Source organism: Pseudoduganella sp. OTU4001 (assembly GCF_038440195.1).
In the GTDB taxonomy this organism is placed as follows: domain Bacteria; phylum Pseudomonadota; class Gammaproteobacteria; order Burkholderiales; family Burkholderiaceae_D; genus Rugamonas.
Genome location: NZ_JASATG010000060.1, coordinates 1 through 13,084, shown reverse-complemented (window position 1 = coordinate 13,084; position 13,084 = coordinate 1). Strand labels below are relative to the sequence as shown.

General features: G+C 64.7%; 17 protein-coding genes and 1 pseudogene. 8 read left to right on the top strand and 10 right to left on the bottom strand.

Annotated elements, in window-relative coordinates:
* Positions 1-104: 104 nt before the first annotated feature.
* Positions 105-1,004 carry a LysR family transcriptional regulator gene (locus tag AAHE99_RS26265; protein WP_342120898.1) on the bottom strand — a complete coding sequence of 300 codons (900 nt, stop codon included), beginning with the start codon at positions 1,002-1,004 and terminating at the stop codon, positions 105-107.
* Between the two features lie 114 nt (positions 1,005-1,118).
* On the opposite strand from AAHE99_RS26265, the gene AAHE99_RS26260 reads away from it, so the two are divergent.
* From AAHE99_RS26260 to AAHE99_RS26250, 3 genes are read left to right on the top strand one after another with little or no spacing between them, the layout of a single operon-like run.
* Positions 1,119-1,718 (top strand): FMN-dependent NADH-azoreductase, encoded by a 600-nt coding sequence (locus AAHE99_RS26260; RefSeq protein ID WP_342120897.1) that lies wholly within the window; start codon positions 1,119-1,121, stop codon positions 1,716-1,718.
* 18 nt (positions 1,719-1,736) lie between these two features.
* Positions 1,737-2,606, top strand: coding sequence for a pirin family protein (locus tag AAHE99_RS26255; protein WP_342120896.1), 870 nt, complete (start codon positions 1,737-1,739; stop codon positions 2,604-2,606).
* A 23-nt stretch (positions 2,607-2,629) separates the two neighbouring features.
* Positions 2,630-3,097: a hypothetical protein gene (locus tag AAHE99_RS26250; protein WP_342120895.1), complete on the top strand. Its 468-nt coding sequence runs from the start codon at positions 2,630-2,632 to the stop codon at positions 3,095-3,097.
* Here the strand turns inward: AAHE99_RS26250 and AAHE99_RS26245 are convergent.
* Together AAHE99_RS26245 and AAHE99_RS26240 are read right to left on the bottom strand one after the other, a co-directional pair.
* On the bottom strand, positions 3,094-3,786 hold the full coding sequence (locus AAHE99_RS26245) for a hypothetical protein (protein ID WP_342120894.1): 693 nt from the start codon (positions 3,784-3,786) through the stop codon (positions 3,094-3,096). The two genes, AAHE99_RS26250 and AAHE99_RS26245, sit on opposite strands and share 4 nt — an antisense overlap.
* Positions 3,749-4,912, bottom strand: coding sequence for an acyltransferase family protein (locus tag AAHE99_RS26240; protein ID WP_342120893.1), 1,164 nt, complete (start codon positions 4,910-4,912; stop codon positions 3,749-3,751). Before AAHE99_RS26240 ends, AAHE99_RS26245 begins: the two co-directional genes overlap by 38 nt.
* 56 nt (positions 4,913-4,968) lie before the next feature.
* On the opposite strand from AAHE99_RS26240, the gene AAHE99_RS26235 reads away from it, so the two are divergent.
* Both AAHE99_RS26235 and AAHE99_RS26230 read left to right on the top strand, forming a co-directional pair.
* Positions 4,969-5,931, top strand: coding sequence for a succinylglutamate desuccinylase/aspartoacylase domain-containing protein (locus tag AAHE99_RS26235; RefSeq protein ID WP_342120892.1), 963 nt, complete (start codon positions 4,969-4,971; stop codon positions 5,929-5,931).
* A gap of 39 nt (positions 5,932-5,970) precedes the next feature.
* Positions 5,971-6,759 carry a substrate-binding periplasmic protein gene (locus AAHE99_RS26230; RefSeq protein ID WP_342120891.1) on the top strand — a complete coding sequence of 263 codons (789 nt, stop codon included), beginning with the start codon at positions 5,971-5,973 and terminating at the stop codon, positions 6,757-6,759.
* On the opposite strand, the gene sugE is transcribed toward AAHE99_RS26230, so the two are convergent.
* On the bottom strand, positions 6,756-7,076 hold the full coding sequence (gene sugE, locus AAHE99_RS26225; protein ID WP_342120890.1) for a quaternary ammonium compound efflux SMR transporter SugE: 321 nt from the start codon (positions 7,074-7,076) through the stop codon (positions 6,756-6,758). The two genes, AAHE99_RS26230 and sugE, sit on opposite strands and share 4 nt — an antisense overlap.
* Before the next feature lie 124 nt (positions 7,077-7,200).
* Between sugE and AAHE99_RS26220 the strand changes: the two genes are divergently transcribed.
* The 3 genes from AAHE99_RS26220 (at position 7,201) to AAHE99_RS26210 (ending at position 9,000) form a co-directional block, all read left to right on the top strand.
* The gene (locus AAHE99_RS26220) at positions 7,201-7,557 is read left to right on the top strand and encodes a DUF1304 domain-containing protein (RefSeq protein ID WP_342120889.1); all 357 of its coding nucleotides are present in this window, start codon (positions 7,201-7,203) and stop codon (positions 7,555-7,557) included.
* Positions 7,558-7,639: 82 nt separating this feature from the next.
* Positions 7,640-7,948: an ArsR/SmtB family transcription factor gene (locus AAHE99_RS26215; protein WP_342120887.1), complete on the top strand. Its 309-nt coding sequence runs from the start codon at positions 7,640-7,642 to the stop codon at positions 7,946-7,948.
* Positions 7,945-9,000 carry an alkene reductase gene (locus AAHE99_RS26210; protein ID WP_342120886.1) on the top strand — a complete coding sequence of 352 codons (1,056 nt, stop codon included), beginning with the start codon at positions 7,945-7,947 and terminating at the stop codon, positions 8,998-9,000. The genes AAHE99_RS26215 and AAHE99_RS26210 overlap by 4 nt, the downstream gene beginning before the upstream one ends.
* A gap of 50 nt (positions 9,001-9,050) precedes the next feature.
* On the opposite strand, the gene AAHE99_RS26205 is transcribed toward AAHE99_RS26210, so the two are convergent.
* From AAHE99_RS26205 to AAHE99_RS26180, 6 genes and pseudogenes are all read right to left on the bottom strand, one after another.
* On the bottom strand, positions 9,051-9,995 hold the full coding sequence (locus AAHE99_RS26205) for an MBL fold metallo-hydrolase (RefSeq protein ID WP_342120885.1): 945 nt from the start codon (positions 9,993-9,995) through the stop codon (positions 9,051-9,053).
* Between the two features lie 50 nt (positions 9,996-10,045).
* Positions 10,046-11,341: an acetate kinase gene (locus AAHE99_RS26200; protein WP_342120883.1), complete on the bottom strand. Its 1,296-nt coding sequence runs from the start codon at positions 11,339-11,341 to the stop codon at positions 10,046-10,048.
* 13 nt (positions 11,342-11,354) lie between these two features.
* Positions 11,355-11,744 (bottom strand): hypothetical protein, encoded by a 390-nt coding sequence (locus AAHE99_RS26195; RefSeq protein WP_342120881.1) that lies wholly within the window; start codon positions 11,742-11,744, stop codon positions 11,355-11,357.
* A gap of 34 nt (positions 11,745-11,778) precedes the next feature.
* The gene (locus AAHE99_RS26190; RefSeq protein ID WP_342120879.1) at positions 11,779-12,447 is read right to left on the bottom strand and encodes a C39 family peptidase; all 669 of its coding nucleotides are present in this window, start codon (positions 12,445-12,447) and stop codon (positions 11,779-11,781) included.
* A complete protein-coding gene (locus AAHE99_RS26185) occupies positions 12,444-12,863 on the bottom strand; it encodes a hypothetical protein (protein ID WP_342120877.1) in 420 nt (139 codons plus the stop codon). Before AAHE99_RS26185 ends, AAHE99_RS26190 begins: the two co-directional genes overlap by 4 nt.
* Positions 12,860-13,084, bottom strand: a pseudogene (locus tag AAHE99_RS26180) (hypothetical protein); the annotation flags it as partial. The pseudogene AAHE99_RS26180 and the gene AAHE99_RS26185, both read right to left, overlap by 4 nt.

Below are 13,084 nucleotides of genomic sequence, written 5' to 3'. Positions count from 1 at the left end.
CCCCCCCCCACCCCCCCCCCCCCCCCCCCCCCCCCCCCCCCCCCCCCCCCCCCCCCCCCCCCCCCCCCCCCCCCCCCCCCCCCACTTTTGCCCGACTTTTGCCACTAGGCATCCCTGAAGTTCGACTCCAACATATCGAGGAACGCGCGGGTCTTGGCGGGCATCAGGCGGCGGCCGGGGAAGACTGCCCAGCCGGTCACGGCGGGGAAGCACCAGTCGGGCAGGACGCGCACCAGCTCGCCGCGTGCGACCAGCGGGGCGGCAAACTGGGTGGTGCAGGTGGCGATGCCCATTCCGGTCGCTGCCATCTTCGTTAACAGCTCGGGCGAATTCGCCATCAGTCGCACCGGCAAGTCGCGCTCCCAGACGGACTTGCCGCGCGTCATGGACCAGCGCACCAGGCCATTCGCCATGCGCCGCAGGCTGAGCAGCTCGTGCTTGAACAGGTCGTCGGGATGCTCGGGCAAGCCGTGCACCACGGTGTAAGACGGCGAGGCATACAAGCCCCAGGTAGAAATCATCACTTTACGCGCCGCCAGCGTGGCGTCGTCCGGCAGCGCGCCCATGCGGATCGCGAGGTCGAAATTCTCCGCCACCAGGTCGACCCGGCGTGGCGACAAATCCAGCTCCACCGTGATGGCGGGATATTTAGCCATGAACGCCGGCAGCATGTCGGCCAGGTGGACGTTGGCGAAGTCAGCCGGCATCGACACCCGCAGCAAGCCGCTGGGCGCCTGCTGGCGGTGCTCGGCCAGGGCGCCGGCCGCCTCGGTCTCCTCCGCCACCCGCCGCGCATGTTCCAGCAGACTCGCGCCGAGCTCGGTCAGCACCAGCTTGCGCGTGGTGCGGGTCAGCAGGCGCTCGCCCAACCGCCCTTCCAGCAGTGTCAGCCGGCGCGAAACCGTCGATTTGGGCAGTTGCAGGCGTTCGGCGGCCTGGCTCAGGCTGCCAAATTCCACGATCCGGGCGAAGAGCAGCAGGTCACTGGGGTCGATTTCCGTCATGATTGTTCCATCGGTGGCACGATGTTATCCATTTTAACGTCTTCTGGAGCAAATATGGAACCACTATAGTTACTCCATCGCAGCAACAAACTAATTCTCGAAAGGAAGACCACCATGAACATCCTGCAAATCAACTCCAGCGCAAAAAGCTCCGGTTCCGAATCCACCCGCGTGGCCACCAACATCGTGAACAAGCTGCTGGCCGCCAACCCGGGCGCCACCGTTGAAGTCCGCGACCTGGCCGCCAACCCGCATCCGGTACTGGACGAAGCCACCCTGCAGGCCCTGTTCACCCCGGCCGACCAGCGTAGCGCCGAACAAGCCGCCCGCGTGGCGCTGGACGATGCCCTGATTGCCCAGGTGCAGCGCGCCGATGTGATCGTACTGGGCGCCCCGATGTACAACTTTGGCATTACCGTGCAGCTGAAATCGTGGTTCGACGCGATTGCCCGCGCCGGTGTCACCTTCAAGTACACCGAAACCGGCCCGCTCGGCCTGCTGCAAGGGAAGAAAGTCTATGTCGCCACCTCGCGCGGCGGCATGCACAAGGATGCGCCGACTGACACCCAGTTCCCGCACCTGAAGATGTTCCTGGCCTTCATCGGCCTTACCGACGTAGAGTACGTGTTCATCGAAGGCCAGGGCTACGGTCCGGAAGTGGCCGCCCAGCAGAAAGCTGCTGCCGATGCCCGTGTTGAAGAACTGCTGGCCTAACTTACAAAGGAAAAAATTATGGACAACATCGCACAAACCCGCACAGTGGAACGGATTATCCGCGGCCAGGCCGTGATGGATGGCGCTGGCGTGAAGATCAATCGCGTGTTGACCCAGCCACTGCAGCGTCGCCTGGATCCGTTCCTGATGCTGGACAATTTCGGTTCGGAGCAAGCCAACGATTACATCGCAGGCTTCCCCGACCACCCTCACCGCGGCTTCGAAACCGTGACCTATATGCTGACGGGCCGCATGCGCCACCGCGACAGCGCCGGCAACGAAGGCTTGCTGGCCAGCGGCGGCGTGCAGTGGATGACCGCCGGCCGCGGCGTGATCCACTCCGAAATGCCGGAGCAGGCGGAAGGCTTGATGGAAGGCTTCCAGCTGTGGCTTAACCTGCCGGCCAAGGACAAGATGCGCCAGCCCTGGTACAAGGACTTCGAAGCCGCTGAAATCCCGGTCGTGCAGACCGAAACCGGCGCCACCGTGCGCGTGATCGCCGGCGAGAGCCAGGGCGTGGCCGGCGCCGTGCAGCGCGACGTCACCGAGCCGCTGTATATCGACGTCGAATTGCCGGCTGGCGCATCGTTCGGCCAGGCCATCCGCAAGGGCCACAACGCCTTCATCTACGTCTATCGCGGCGAGGTGGTTGTGGACGGCAAAGCGGTAGCGGCGCAGAGCATGGCGATCCTGTCCAATAACGAGGGGGCGGATGGCGTGACGCTGAAAGCCGGTCCTGACAGCCGCTTCATCCTGTTGTCGGGCAAGCCGCTGAATGAGCCGATCGTGCAGTACGGCCCCTTCGTGATGAACTCGCAGGCCGAGATTTTCCAGGCCGTCGAGGACTTCCGCGCGGGTCGCCTGGGTGAAGAGGCGCACGCCGCCTGAAAGGTGGCGGTACAATTGCCGCCATGAGCACCGTCCTCCTTGATTGGTTGAAGAAGCTGAGCCACGCGCTCGGCTTCGATACCGCCGATTCTTTCCCGCCCGGCCACCAGTACGCCCGTACCCGGTGGACGGGCGCGTATTTCGACATCCCTTCCGATACCAAAGCCGACGACATCGAGCGCCGCCTGTGCGAGGCCATCGCCAATACGCCGCTGGTATTCGCCCACATCGAGAACCCGACCCCGCGCATGCAGCGCGTGCTGATCGACGTGATCGAGCGCCGCCTGCGCCACAGCCATGAACGCGAAGCGGCGCAGTTGGCGGCCCTGCTGATCCGGGCTTATGGCAGCCCGCACATCATCGAAGCCGCACCCGGACTGCGCCACGCCATCGAGGCCACCGAGGGCCATGAAGCGCCAGCCCGCGTGCGCGCGCTGTTCGCCTTCCTGCTGGACACGCAGACCGATAACGTGATCGAGATGCGCAGCTAATCCTTCTGGATGTAGCTCATGTCGGCGCGGTAGCGCAGCAGCTCGGTGCGCACGCCGCGCAGCATCGGGCCGGTACCGGCCGGCATCACGTCAGGCAGGTCCGCCGCCGCGGCGAAGCCGGCTACGGCGCGCATCAGCACATATTGCGCGCCCTCCCCGCCGATCTGCATCCGATACCAGGTATAGCGTTCGCCACCCGCCGCGCCGGCAGGCCGAGTTGCGCGCGCCACCAGCTGGCGCTCGAACGCTGTGACATCGCCCGGCGCCACGGTGTAGGTGGTCATTGCCAGGTAAGGCGAGGTGTCCGGCAGCGGCTGGCCGACGCTGGCCACTTCCAGGCGCCGGAAAATGCCGTGGCTGAGGAAATCTGCATGCGGGGCGACGTTGGCGGCATTGTCGGCGGCATCGGTTGCGGGCTGCACGGCGGCGTCGAAGTTGGCCGCGGCGTGGCCGAAGGTGCCGTCCATGAACATGCCTAGCCGCTCGCCCAGCACAAAGGACCAGCCATACCATGTCCAGCGGTCGCCGGCCTTCTTGTGCCAGTCAAGGTGGCGCTGGTAGCCCTGTTCGAAGGCCGCGCTTTGGCCGGGTTTGGGCTGGATTACCACCATACGGGCAAAGGGGCCGGCCTGCTGGGCCTGGGCTTGCGTGCTAAGGAGCAGCAGGGACGCTGCCAACAGGTGCTTCATGCGGTCTCCGTTTGTAGTTGGACGGGATGAATCGTTCGCGAATTTTCATGAATGGCGCTTCGACCGCAAAATATAGCAGCCATCCGGCCAGGATGCTGGCCGCGATCATCAGGGCAATGCTGGCCGGCCGGTCCGGTTCGAAATGCTCGGCCAGCAGGATGCATAGCTGCTTGTGGGTCAAGTAGATGGAGTAGGACCAGAGCGCGATGGCGCCCATGCCTGGGATGCGGGTACGCGCCAATAGGGAGCCTTCGCTTAACGCGGCCAGCAGCAGCATGGCGAACGCGATGCCGAGCAGCGGGTAGCCGAATACCGCCATCTGCCAGCCGAAATGGTCTTCCAGCAGGAGCCAGAAAGCCAGTGCCGTCAGCGCGGCGCCGGCCGCCAGCATCGCGTTGCCGTGGCTGGTCAGGCGCTGCCACAACGCGGGGTGGAAGTTGCGCAGCATGGCCAGCGCCACGCCGGCCAGCAGTTCGTCGAAGCGCGCCAGCGTGGAGTAGTAGATCAGCGTGTAATAGCGCTGGCTGCCGCGCACGCCCATGTCCATCGAAGGCTGCCACCAGTCGGCGCGCAGCCACATCCCCGCCGCCACCGCAGCGGCCAGCGCGGCCCAGCCCAGTCCCAGCGCCAGCCTCCGGCGCGCGCCGGCGATGGCGCCGATGGCAAGCGCGATCGGCGGCAGCAGCAGGTAGAACTGCTCCTCGACGCACAGCGACCAGGCATGGGAAAAAAGCGTACCGGGCTTGAGGTCGAAATTCAGCGTAAAGGTCAGATACTTCCACCACGGCGCATGCGGCAGGCTGCCGGCCCAATACGGCCAGAACACATACAGCGCCAGCACAAAGTAATACGCCGGCAAAGTCCGCAGCAGGCGCCGTCCGTAGAAGCGCCACAGCGAAAACCCGCGCCCGTCCGGGCCATCCTCGCGTAGCCCGGCGAAGATCTGGTTACCAATCAGGTAACCGGAAAGCGCAAAGAACAGATCCACGCCCGCCCAGCCAATCTCGCTGAACCAGCCAAACGTCGCCTCATGGCTGACAAAAGACATGTAATGGTTGGCAAACACCAGCATGATGGCCAGTGCGCGCAGGGTATCCAGGCCATGTACGCGGGAAGATCGATTCATGCCCGCATTGTACCTGCGCTAGAATACTGGCCACTTATTCGCTACCAGGAACCAGCATGACCGACGCCAGCAAATTCCATTTCAAATCTGTCAATTACACCGGCCAGGGCAAGGGCCGCCGCCTGATTATTACCGGCGCGGTGCACGGTAACGAGACTTGCGGTACCAAGGCAATCCTGCGCGTGATGGAACAGCTGGACAAAGGCGAACTGCGCATCGCGAACGGCAGCGTGACCTTCGTGCCGGTCACCAACCCGCTGGCGTACCAGAAAGGCGAACGCTCCGGCGACCGTAACCTGAACCGCAACCTGTTCCCGAACGAGAACCCGCAGGACTTCGAAGACAACATCGCCAACTGGCTGTGCCCCCTGCTCGCCCAGCATGAAATCCTGCTCGACCTGCACTCCTTCAACGCCCAGAGCCAGCCCTTCGTCATGGTCGGCCCGCGCAATAACGACGGCACCCTGCAGCCCTTCAAGCACGAAGCCGAAGAACGCGCCATGGCGCGCATCCTCGGTGTCAAGCGCTTCGTCGATGGCTGGATGGCCACCTACGGCGCCGGCGTGGCGCGCCGCCTGCGCAACGACAGCGAACTTCAGACCGTCCTGAAATACGGCGTCGGCACCACGGAATTCATGCGCAGCACCGGCGGCATGGCCCTGACCCTGGAATGCGGCCAGCACGCCGACCCGCAGGCGCCGGACGTGGCCTACCGCGCCATCATGAACACCCTGGCCCACTTCGGCCTGATCGACGCGCCGAAACCGCAGCCGATTGCCCTGGACGACATGGAATACCTGTCGATGGTGGAAGTGCACGACAAGCTGGATGCGGGCGATGCCTTCAGCCGCACCTGGTCCAGCTTCGACCGCCTGAAAGCCGGCGACGAGATCGGCCGCCGCGCCGACGGCAGCGCCGTGCTGGCGCCATTTGACGCCTATATGTTGTTCCCGGACGTCAATGCCAAGCCGAACGCCGAATGGTTCTACCTGGCGAAAGTGAGCGACTCTTTCGCTTAGCAAGCGTGCGCCATACAATTGCGGTAACGGGAGAGAACGATGAGAACGAACCCGGTTACCGCAATCGCGATGGCGCCGCTGCTGGCAGCCGCCCTGCCCTGCGCGACCGCATCCGGCAGCGTGACGCTGCACGTCATGGGCCAGGAAAGCCTGCCGCCGAAATGGCTGCTGCGCCAGGGCCAGCCGGCCGGCGTCTGTCCCGACGTACTGGCCGCCATCACACGCATTGAACCGCGCCTGCGCTTCCACGGCCTGGGCGACTTCCGCTCGGTACTGGTGATCGAACAGGGCCTGCGCAACGGCAAAGTACACGTGGCCTGCGCACTGCTCGCAACCTCCACCCGGCACGACATTGCCAACGCCATCGAGCAGCCACTCTACTCCTCGCGCCAGCGCCTGGCCGCAGCCGCCGGCGACACCGCGGTCGTGAATAACCTGGACGACCTGGCACGCCTGAAACCACTGGTCAACACCTCGCGCGGCGCCGCCTATATCGAGCACCTGCGCGAACGCGGCATCGAAGTCGACGACAGCACCGGGGCCAACCTCACCAACCTGAAAAAGATCCTGGCCGGGCACGGACGCTTCTTCTATATGAACGAACTCACCCTGAACTGGCTGATCCGCGAGAACGGCCTGCAGGACAAGGTCAAGCTGATGCCGGCCATCCTGAAAGAAGACCCGGTCTATCTGTGGGTGAGCAAAAAAGCCCCGCCGCAAGCCTTGCCGCTGCTGGCAGCGGCTATCCGCAAACTGCACGAGAACGGCGAACTGGCGCGCATCTACGCGCGCTGGACGGGTGAATCGGGCATGCGTCCCGAGAATTAGTGCGGCGTCAGCATCTTCAGGCCGGCGATACCCAGTACGATCATGGCGATGCAGGCCAGGCGCGCGGCATTGGCCGGCTCGTCCATCATCATGATGCCCCAGATGACAGTACCCACGGTGCCGATGCCGGTCCACACGGCGTAGGCAGTGCCAAGCGGCAGCGCGCGCAGCGCCAGGCCAAGCAGCAGCACGCTGCCGGCCATGGCGCCAAGCGTTATGGCGCTCGGTACCAGTTTGGTGAAACCTTCGGTGTATTTAAGGCCGACAGCCCAAACGACTTCCAGCAGGCCGGCGAGCAACAGGACGATCCAGGACATGATGTTCTCCCAAGTCATGACGGGGTCGTCCCCGCCTGGCTCCCTGGTCATGCGGCGGGGTCGTCCCCGCGGGAGAAGGCCGACAGTATATCATTGGGTGTTTTTACTTTCAGGGAGTCCCCCAATGCTGCTCGCGCAGATCGCTGTCGCCATAGTCTTGCTGATTCACGTGTATATCGTGCTGCTGGAAACCGTCTTCTTCGATACGCGCGGCCGCCGCGTGTTCGGCCTGTCGGCGGAGAAGGCAGCCGTTGTCAAGCCGGCAATGTCGAACCAGGGCTGCTACAACGGCTTCCTGGTGGCGGCGCTGGCTGTCGGCCTGCTGCATGGCGACCCTGCCGTGGCCGGCGCCTTCGTCAACTACGGCCTGCTGTGCGTGGCCGTGGCCGGAATCTGGGGCGGGCTGACCGTCAGCAAGCGCATCCTCTTCGTGCAGACAGTGCCGGCCATCGCGGCGCTGCTGCTGTACCAGTTCAAGTGAAAAAACTGCTCTTGAAATCCATCGTCATGCACCGATATACGCATCGGACTTTTCCGATATAATCATCGGAGAACACCGAATTATGACCAATACCATTGACATTGATGCAATCCACAAGGCCCTGGCCAACCCGGTACGGCGCCAGATCCTGTCCTGGCTGAAGGAACCGGACGCGCATTTCAGCGACCAGCTCCATCCACTGACGTTCGGCGTGTGCGCCAGCCTGATCGACAAGCAGACCGGCCTGTCGCAGTCGACCGTCTCGGGCCACCTCGCCATCCTGCAGAAAGCGGGACTGGTGACGGTGCAGCGGGTCGGCCAGTGGAATTTCTTCAAGCGCAATGAGGAGGTCATCCAGCAATTTATTGAGCATGAAAGGAATACCCTATGAGCACTTTGTTCGACCCGATCACCATTGGCGCGCTGGAACTGAAGAACCGCGTCGTCATGGCGCCCCTGACCCGTGCGCGCGCCGTCGGCGGCAAGCGCGTGCCGAACGCGCTGATGGCGGAGTACTACACCCAGCGCGCCAGCGCCGGCCTGATCATCAGCGAGGCGACCTCGGTGACGCCGCAGGGCGTGGGCTACGAGAATACGCCGGGAATCTGGTCCGATGAACAGGTGGAGGGCTGGAAGCTGGTCACCGACGCAGTGCACGCCAAGGGCGGCAAGATCGTGCTGCAGCTGTGGCACGTCGGCCGTATCTCCGACCCGAGCCTGCTCGATGGCCAGGCGCCGGTGGCGCCAAGCGCGATCGCGGCCAACGGCAATGTCAGCCTGCTGCGCCCGGCACGTCCATATGCGGTGCCGCGCGCGCTGGAGACGTCCGAACTGGCCGGTGTGGTGGAGGCTTACCGCAAGGGTGCGGAGAACGCGAAAAAGGCCGGCTTCGATGGCGTGGAAATCCACGGCGCCAACGGCTATCTGCTGGACCAGTTCCTGCAGGATTCGACCAACCAGCGTACCGACCAGTACGGCGGCAGCGTGGAAAACCGCGCGCGCCTGATGCTGGAGGTGACCGATGCGGTGATCGGCGTGTGGGGCGCGGACCGCGTTGGCATGCATCTGGCGCCGCGCCGCGATGCGCATGATATGGGTGATTCTGCGCCTGCGGAGACCTTCGGCTATGTGGCGCGGGAGCTGGGTAAGCGCGGGATTGCATTTATCGCGGCGCGCGAGGCGGTTGGCGAGGATTCGCTGGGGCCGCTGTTGAAGCGCGAGTTTGGCGGCGTGTATATCGCTAATGAGAAGTTCGACCTGGCGGGGGCGCAGGCTGCGCTGGCCGAAGGACGCGCGGATGCGATCGCCTGGGGCAAGGACTTTATTGCCAATCCGGATTTGCCGCGCCGCTTGCAACTGGGGGCTGGCTTGAATGCGCAGCGGCCGGAGTTGTTCTATGGGCCGTCGGCTGAGGGGTATACCGATTATCCGGCGCTGGCCTGAAACCGGTAAACCGGTGTCAGACCCATAGGGTCTGACACTGCTTTGCCGGTTTAGCGCGGAACAGAATAGTTCACCGGGAAGAACTTATACCCCTTCCCATCCCCACGCAAATGCCCCACCCCCGGGAACGGCAAATGCGCCACCCCGATCCAATACCCCTGCTTCGCCGCCTCCGCAAACGCCGCCTTGCGCTGCGCATAAGCCGCCTTCGCATCGCTGTCGAACTGGATCGTCACCGACGGATCCGGGAATTGCACCGCCGCGTTGTGCATCAAGTCCCCAAGCAGCACCAGCTTCTGCCCCTTGCTCTCCACCACATAGGTGGTATGCCCCGGCGTATGCCCATAGCTCGACGACGCCCGCACACCCGGCACCAGTTCGGTATTCCCATCAAAAGGCTGCAGCTTGCCCGCGCTGGCATACGCCGATACCGCATTGATCGGCCCCTGGAAATTCCCCTTGGACTCAGCGCTCGCCTTCTCCAGGTTCACCTTACTCAGGAAGAAATCCGCATCGCGCTTGTCCATGCGCACCACGGCATTCGGGAAAGCCGGCTTATCCAGCGCGCCCAGGCCGCCGACATGGTCGCCATGCAGGTGGGTGATGTAAATTTCGTCGACTTGCTCCGGCTGGTAGCCAGCCGCCTTCAGGCTCTTCACCAGGTTGCCGAGGGTCGGGCCAAACAGCCCGCCGGCACCGGTATCGATCAGCACCAGCTTGCTGCCGGTATTGACCAGGAAGGCATTGACCGAGGTTTCCACCGGATTTTTCAGGAAATGCTGGTCCAGCGACTTGGCAGTCTTCTCCGGCTTCTGGTGCAGCAGCTTGTCCATCGGCAGGTCGACGGTGCCGTCGTTCAACACGGTGACCTCGAAATCGCCCAGGGTCATGCGGTAGAAACCGGGCGCCTGGGTCTTGGCCATGGGCGCCGCAGCATGGGCCGCACCGGCCAGGGTGGCGATGGCAAAAGGAACGGCGAGCTTTTTCAGGATCATGGAGGTCTCTCTTGTTAGTTGCCAAAACACTAGCTTAGCGTATACGGCAACTACATGCTCGTCGGTATGCGTAACAGCAACGAGACATCGGGCGTATCGCGCGTCAGGCCGGCGCCAACCGAGACATTGACCGTGCGCTTGGGATTCAGGCGATAGGAAAAGCCGACCAGCAGCGTCCCCAGCTGGGTGCGCACCGATCCCGGCGACGGCACGCCGTTCTGGCGCGTGCGGCCGATCGAGCTGTGGTCGTAGCCGAAGCTGAGCGAAGTCTTTTCGTTCAGCGCCAGGCCGACGCCGAAATTGAAGCCGATCACGCCGCCGGGCTTGATGGTGCCCAGTGGTTCCCATTCACCGTTGAGCACACGGCGGCTCAGGTTCTTGCGCTGGAAGTTGTGCAGGTAGCTCACGCTGCCGAACAGCACGGCAGGATCGTTGGGGTACAGCCAGGTCAGGCTCGGCTGCACGGCGTAGAAACCGGAACCGGTCGGCAGGTCGAGCGGCAGGCCGGTGCCGGTGACGTTTTCGCCGACGCAGCGCTTGCTGCAGTCGGTCACCACCTCGAACGGGTCCTTGCCGGTGCGCGTCTTCAAGCGCAGGCCGCCGACATAGTAGGGTTTGTCGGCGCCGCCATCATTGATCTGGTGCCGCACCGACAGCTCAACGTCGCCGATGGCGCGTCCGCTGACGTCGAACACGCGCTCCACGGCGGAGCCGGTGAACAGTTCGCGGCTGACCGTCGAATCCGAGCGGTAGATGTAGGGAATGCGCAGCTCGAGCTCGGTGCGGTTGGTCAGGCCGTAGCGCCCGCTCAGGGTGGCGGTGCTGGTGTTGCGCTTGATTTCGCGCACGTCGATCAGGCCGACCAGCAGCGCCGGGATGATGGTGTAGCCCACCAGGGCCACGCGGTTGCTCGACGAATAGCCGAACTGGAACGAAGGTTCCAGCACATATTTGCCGCGTGCGGTCAGCACGCCGGGTGCTTCGAAGATGGGGGCGACCTCCGGCGGCTTGGTATCGCGCTTGGGCGGCTCGCCAACGGTCGCCACCGCCTGCGCCGGCGCCGGCTTCGGTGGCGGCGCCGTGGGCTGCGGCTGGCTTTGGCCCGCGCCCTCGGCGCCGGCCGCCGCCGCGCCGGTGCCGCGCGCGGCGGCCAGGCGCTCTTCGGCGACCTGGCGGCGCAAGTCCTCCAGCAGCGCGCGTTGCTCGGCAAGCACTTTTTTCAGTTCGTCCAGTTCGGCCGCCAGCTCGGCATTGCTGCGCTGGCCGGGTGGCGTCTGGGCCAGCGCTGCGGCCTGGGCCGCCAACATCAGCAATCCGGCTGCACCGGCAATCAGGGTTCGACGCATCGTTTTCCTCCGCTTAGCGCGGTACCAGGACGTTGGACAGGGCCTGGCGCAAATTGCCCTCCAGGTTCATGCTCTTCAAGGTGGACAAGGCATTGACCGTCAGGTCGATCGTGGTCAGGCTGCGGATCAACTGTCCGTTAGCATTGTTCTGCACCAGCAGCGGCGCCAGTGCCGCACTGGCCTCCTGCAGGCTGCCGGCCCGCGCCATATCGGACAGGTCCAGCCGGTGGCGCGCCACCACCACGCCATTGACTTCCACCATCCGCTCCACGCCCAGCGCCAGCAACAGGCCGTTACCCGGGTCGTCGCCGCCGCGCGCCTGCTCCAGCTGTGCCTCCGGCGCCGGCGTCCAGCCCTCCGGCGGTCCTTGCGCCAGCGCAGGCAATGCCAGCATCAGGCACATGCCACACCATCCTCGCCGCATGCTTGCCTCCCCTTCAGAAATCATTACCGCCCAGTTTGGGCACGGTCACATCGCGCAGGCTGTCGCGCACAATGCCCTCGGCCAGCATGGCCTGCGGCGCCACGCGCCAGTCGGCCAGCTCGTTAAAGCGCGGCTTGCCGGGCCGGCTGTGGATCACGAACAACAGGCGGTTCTGCCATATCGCCTCAAATCCCGAGCGCGGCATGGCGCGCGTGCCGCCGGCCGGATCGCCCAGCAGCACACGCTGGCCCTGCACGCCTTTCAGCACCACGAAATGGCGGTAGCCATTCTCGGCCACCAGCACGATGGCCGGCAGCCCGGCCTCGGCCAGCTTGTCCAGCGGCTGCTCGAAGCCGTCCGCCGTAAAGCCGCGCCCCGCCAGGTAGCGCTTCATGTCCAGCAGCGAAAAGCCTTCGCGCCGGATGCGCGGCTGGTCGCCGCGCAGGAACATGTCACGGAAAACCTCCTGTTCCGTGACCGGAAAATCGTAGTGGTAGCTCAATAGCGTCGCCAGCGCCGCCGAGCCGCAGCTGAAGTCGTACTGCTGCCGCACCGTGCTGCGGAAGCGCGCCTCCTTCAGGCTCGTCACCGGCACCACAAAGCTGGCGCCGCCGGCCGTGAAGTCGGCGGCCTGCCCGGCAACGGCCGGCAGGAGTGCCAGAACGCTGATGAGCCTTTTCATTTCACTTGCACATTGATGATGGTGGCATTCTGGATCAGCACATTCGCTCCGGAATTTTGTATCACCATCGGCAAACCCGACGCATTGCTGAATGCGCTCTCCGTCACGATATTGGCGCCGGTGACCACGTTGACCGCGCTGTTATTGGCCACGCTGCCGGCCAGCTTCATATCGCTCCACGGCGTATCGGTCCCGCCGCGCATCTGCTCCAGTTTCTCGTCGCGCGCCGCCGGACTGGCAGTGGCCGCCGGCTGGGGCGCCGCCGCCGCAGTGGCGGCATCGGACAAGGCGCCCACCGGTACCACGGCTGCCCAGGGCGCCGCCGCTGCCATGGCTGGCAACAGGGCGCCGCACAGCAGCGCGACAAGAACTGGCCGGCGGGCGGCCGGTCCGCTCCGCACGCCGGCGCTGCTCATCGTCCCACGCTCAGGTTGGCCTGCACGTTGACGCTTTGCTGCACCAGTGACGACATGCCGTTGTTCTGGCTGATCACCATGATGCCCGCCGCCGACTGGCCGACATTGCTCATGGTGTTGGACATGTCGAAGGTGCCGGCGCTGACGCTGTTGGTGCCGCCTGCCCCGCCCGCACCGCCGGTGCCGGCACCGCCGCTTGCGGTGCCGGCGGTATTGGTACC

Coding starts and splice junctions, on each gene's coding strand:
- AAHE99_RS26250 (WP_342120895.1), top strand. CDS start 2,630: ATGAGCACCGTCCTCCTTGATTGGTTGAAGAAGCTGAGCCACGCGCTC.
- AAHE99_RS26230 (WP_342120891.1), top strand. CDS start 5,971: ATGAGAACGAACCCGGTTACCGCAATCGCGATGGCGCCGCTGCTGGCA.
- AAHE99_RS26265 (WP_342120898.1), bottom strand. CDS start 1,004: ATGACGGAAATCGACCCCAGTGACCTGCTGCTCTTCGCCCGGATCGTG.
- AAHE99_RS26245 (WP_342120894.1), bottom strand. CDS start 3,786: ATGAAGCACCTGTTGGCAGCGTCCCTGCTGCTCCTTAGCACGCAAGCC.
- AAHE99_RS26205 (WP_342120885.1), bottom strand. CDS start 9,995: ATGATCCTGAAAAAGCTCGCCGTTCCTTTTGCCATCGCCACCCTGGCC.
- AAHE99_RS26235 (WP_342120892.1), top strand. CDS start 4,969: ATGACCGACGCCAGCAAATTCCATTTCAAATCTGTCAATTACACCGGC.
- sugE (WP_342120890.1), bottom strand. CDS start 7,076: ATGTCCTGGATCGTCCTGTTGCTCGCCGGCCTGCTGGAAGTCGTTTGG.
- AAHE99_RS26220 (WP_342120889.1), top strand. CDS start 7,201: ATGCTGCTCGCGCAGATCGCTGTCGCCATAGTCTTGCTGATTCACGTG.
- AAHE99_RS26215 (WP_342120887.1), top strand. CDS start 7,640: ATGACCAATACCATTGACATTGATGCAATCCACAAGGCCCTGGCCAAC.
- AAHE99_RS26240 (WP_342120893.1), bottom strand. CDS start 4,912: ATGAATCGATCTTCCCGCGTACATGGCCTGGATACCCTGCGCGCACTG.
- AAHE99_RS26190 (WP_342120879.1), bottom strand. CDS start 12,447: ATGAAAAGGCTCATCAGCGTTCTGGCACTCCTGCCGGCCGTTGCCGGG.
- AAHE99_RS26195 (WP_342120881.1), bottom strand. CDS start 11,744: ATGTGCCTGATGCTGGCATTGCCTGCGCTGGCGCAAGGACCGCCGGAG.
- AAHE99_RS26210 (WP_342120886.1), top strand. CDS start 7,945: ATGAGCACTTTGTTCGACCCGATCACCATTGGCGCGCTGGAACTGAAG.
- AAHE99_RS26185 (WP_342120877.1), bottom strand. CDS start 12,863: ATGAGCAGCGCCGGCGTGCGGAGCGGACCGGCCGCCCGCCGGCCAGTT.
- AAHE99_RS26260 (WP_342120897.1), top strand. CDS start 1,119: ATGAACATCCTGCAAATCAACTCCAGCGCAAAAAGCTCCGGTTCCGAA.
- AAHE99_RS26255 (WP_342120896.1), top strand. CDS start 1,737: ATGGACAACATCGCACAAACCCGCACAGTGGAACGGATTATCCGCGGC.
- AAHE99_RS26200 (WP_342120883.1), bottom strand. CDS start 11,341: ATGCGTCGAACCCTGATTGCCGGTGCAGCCGGATTGCTGATGTTGGCG.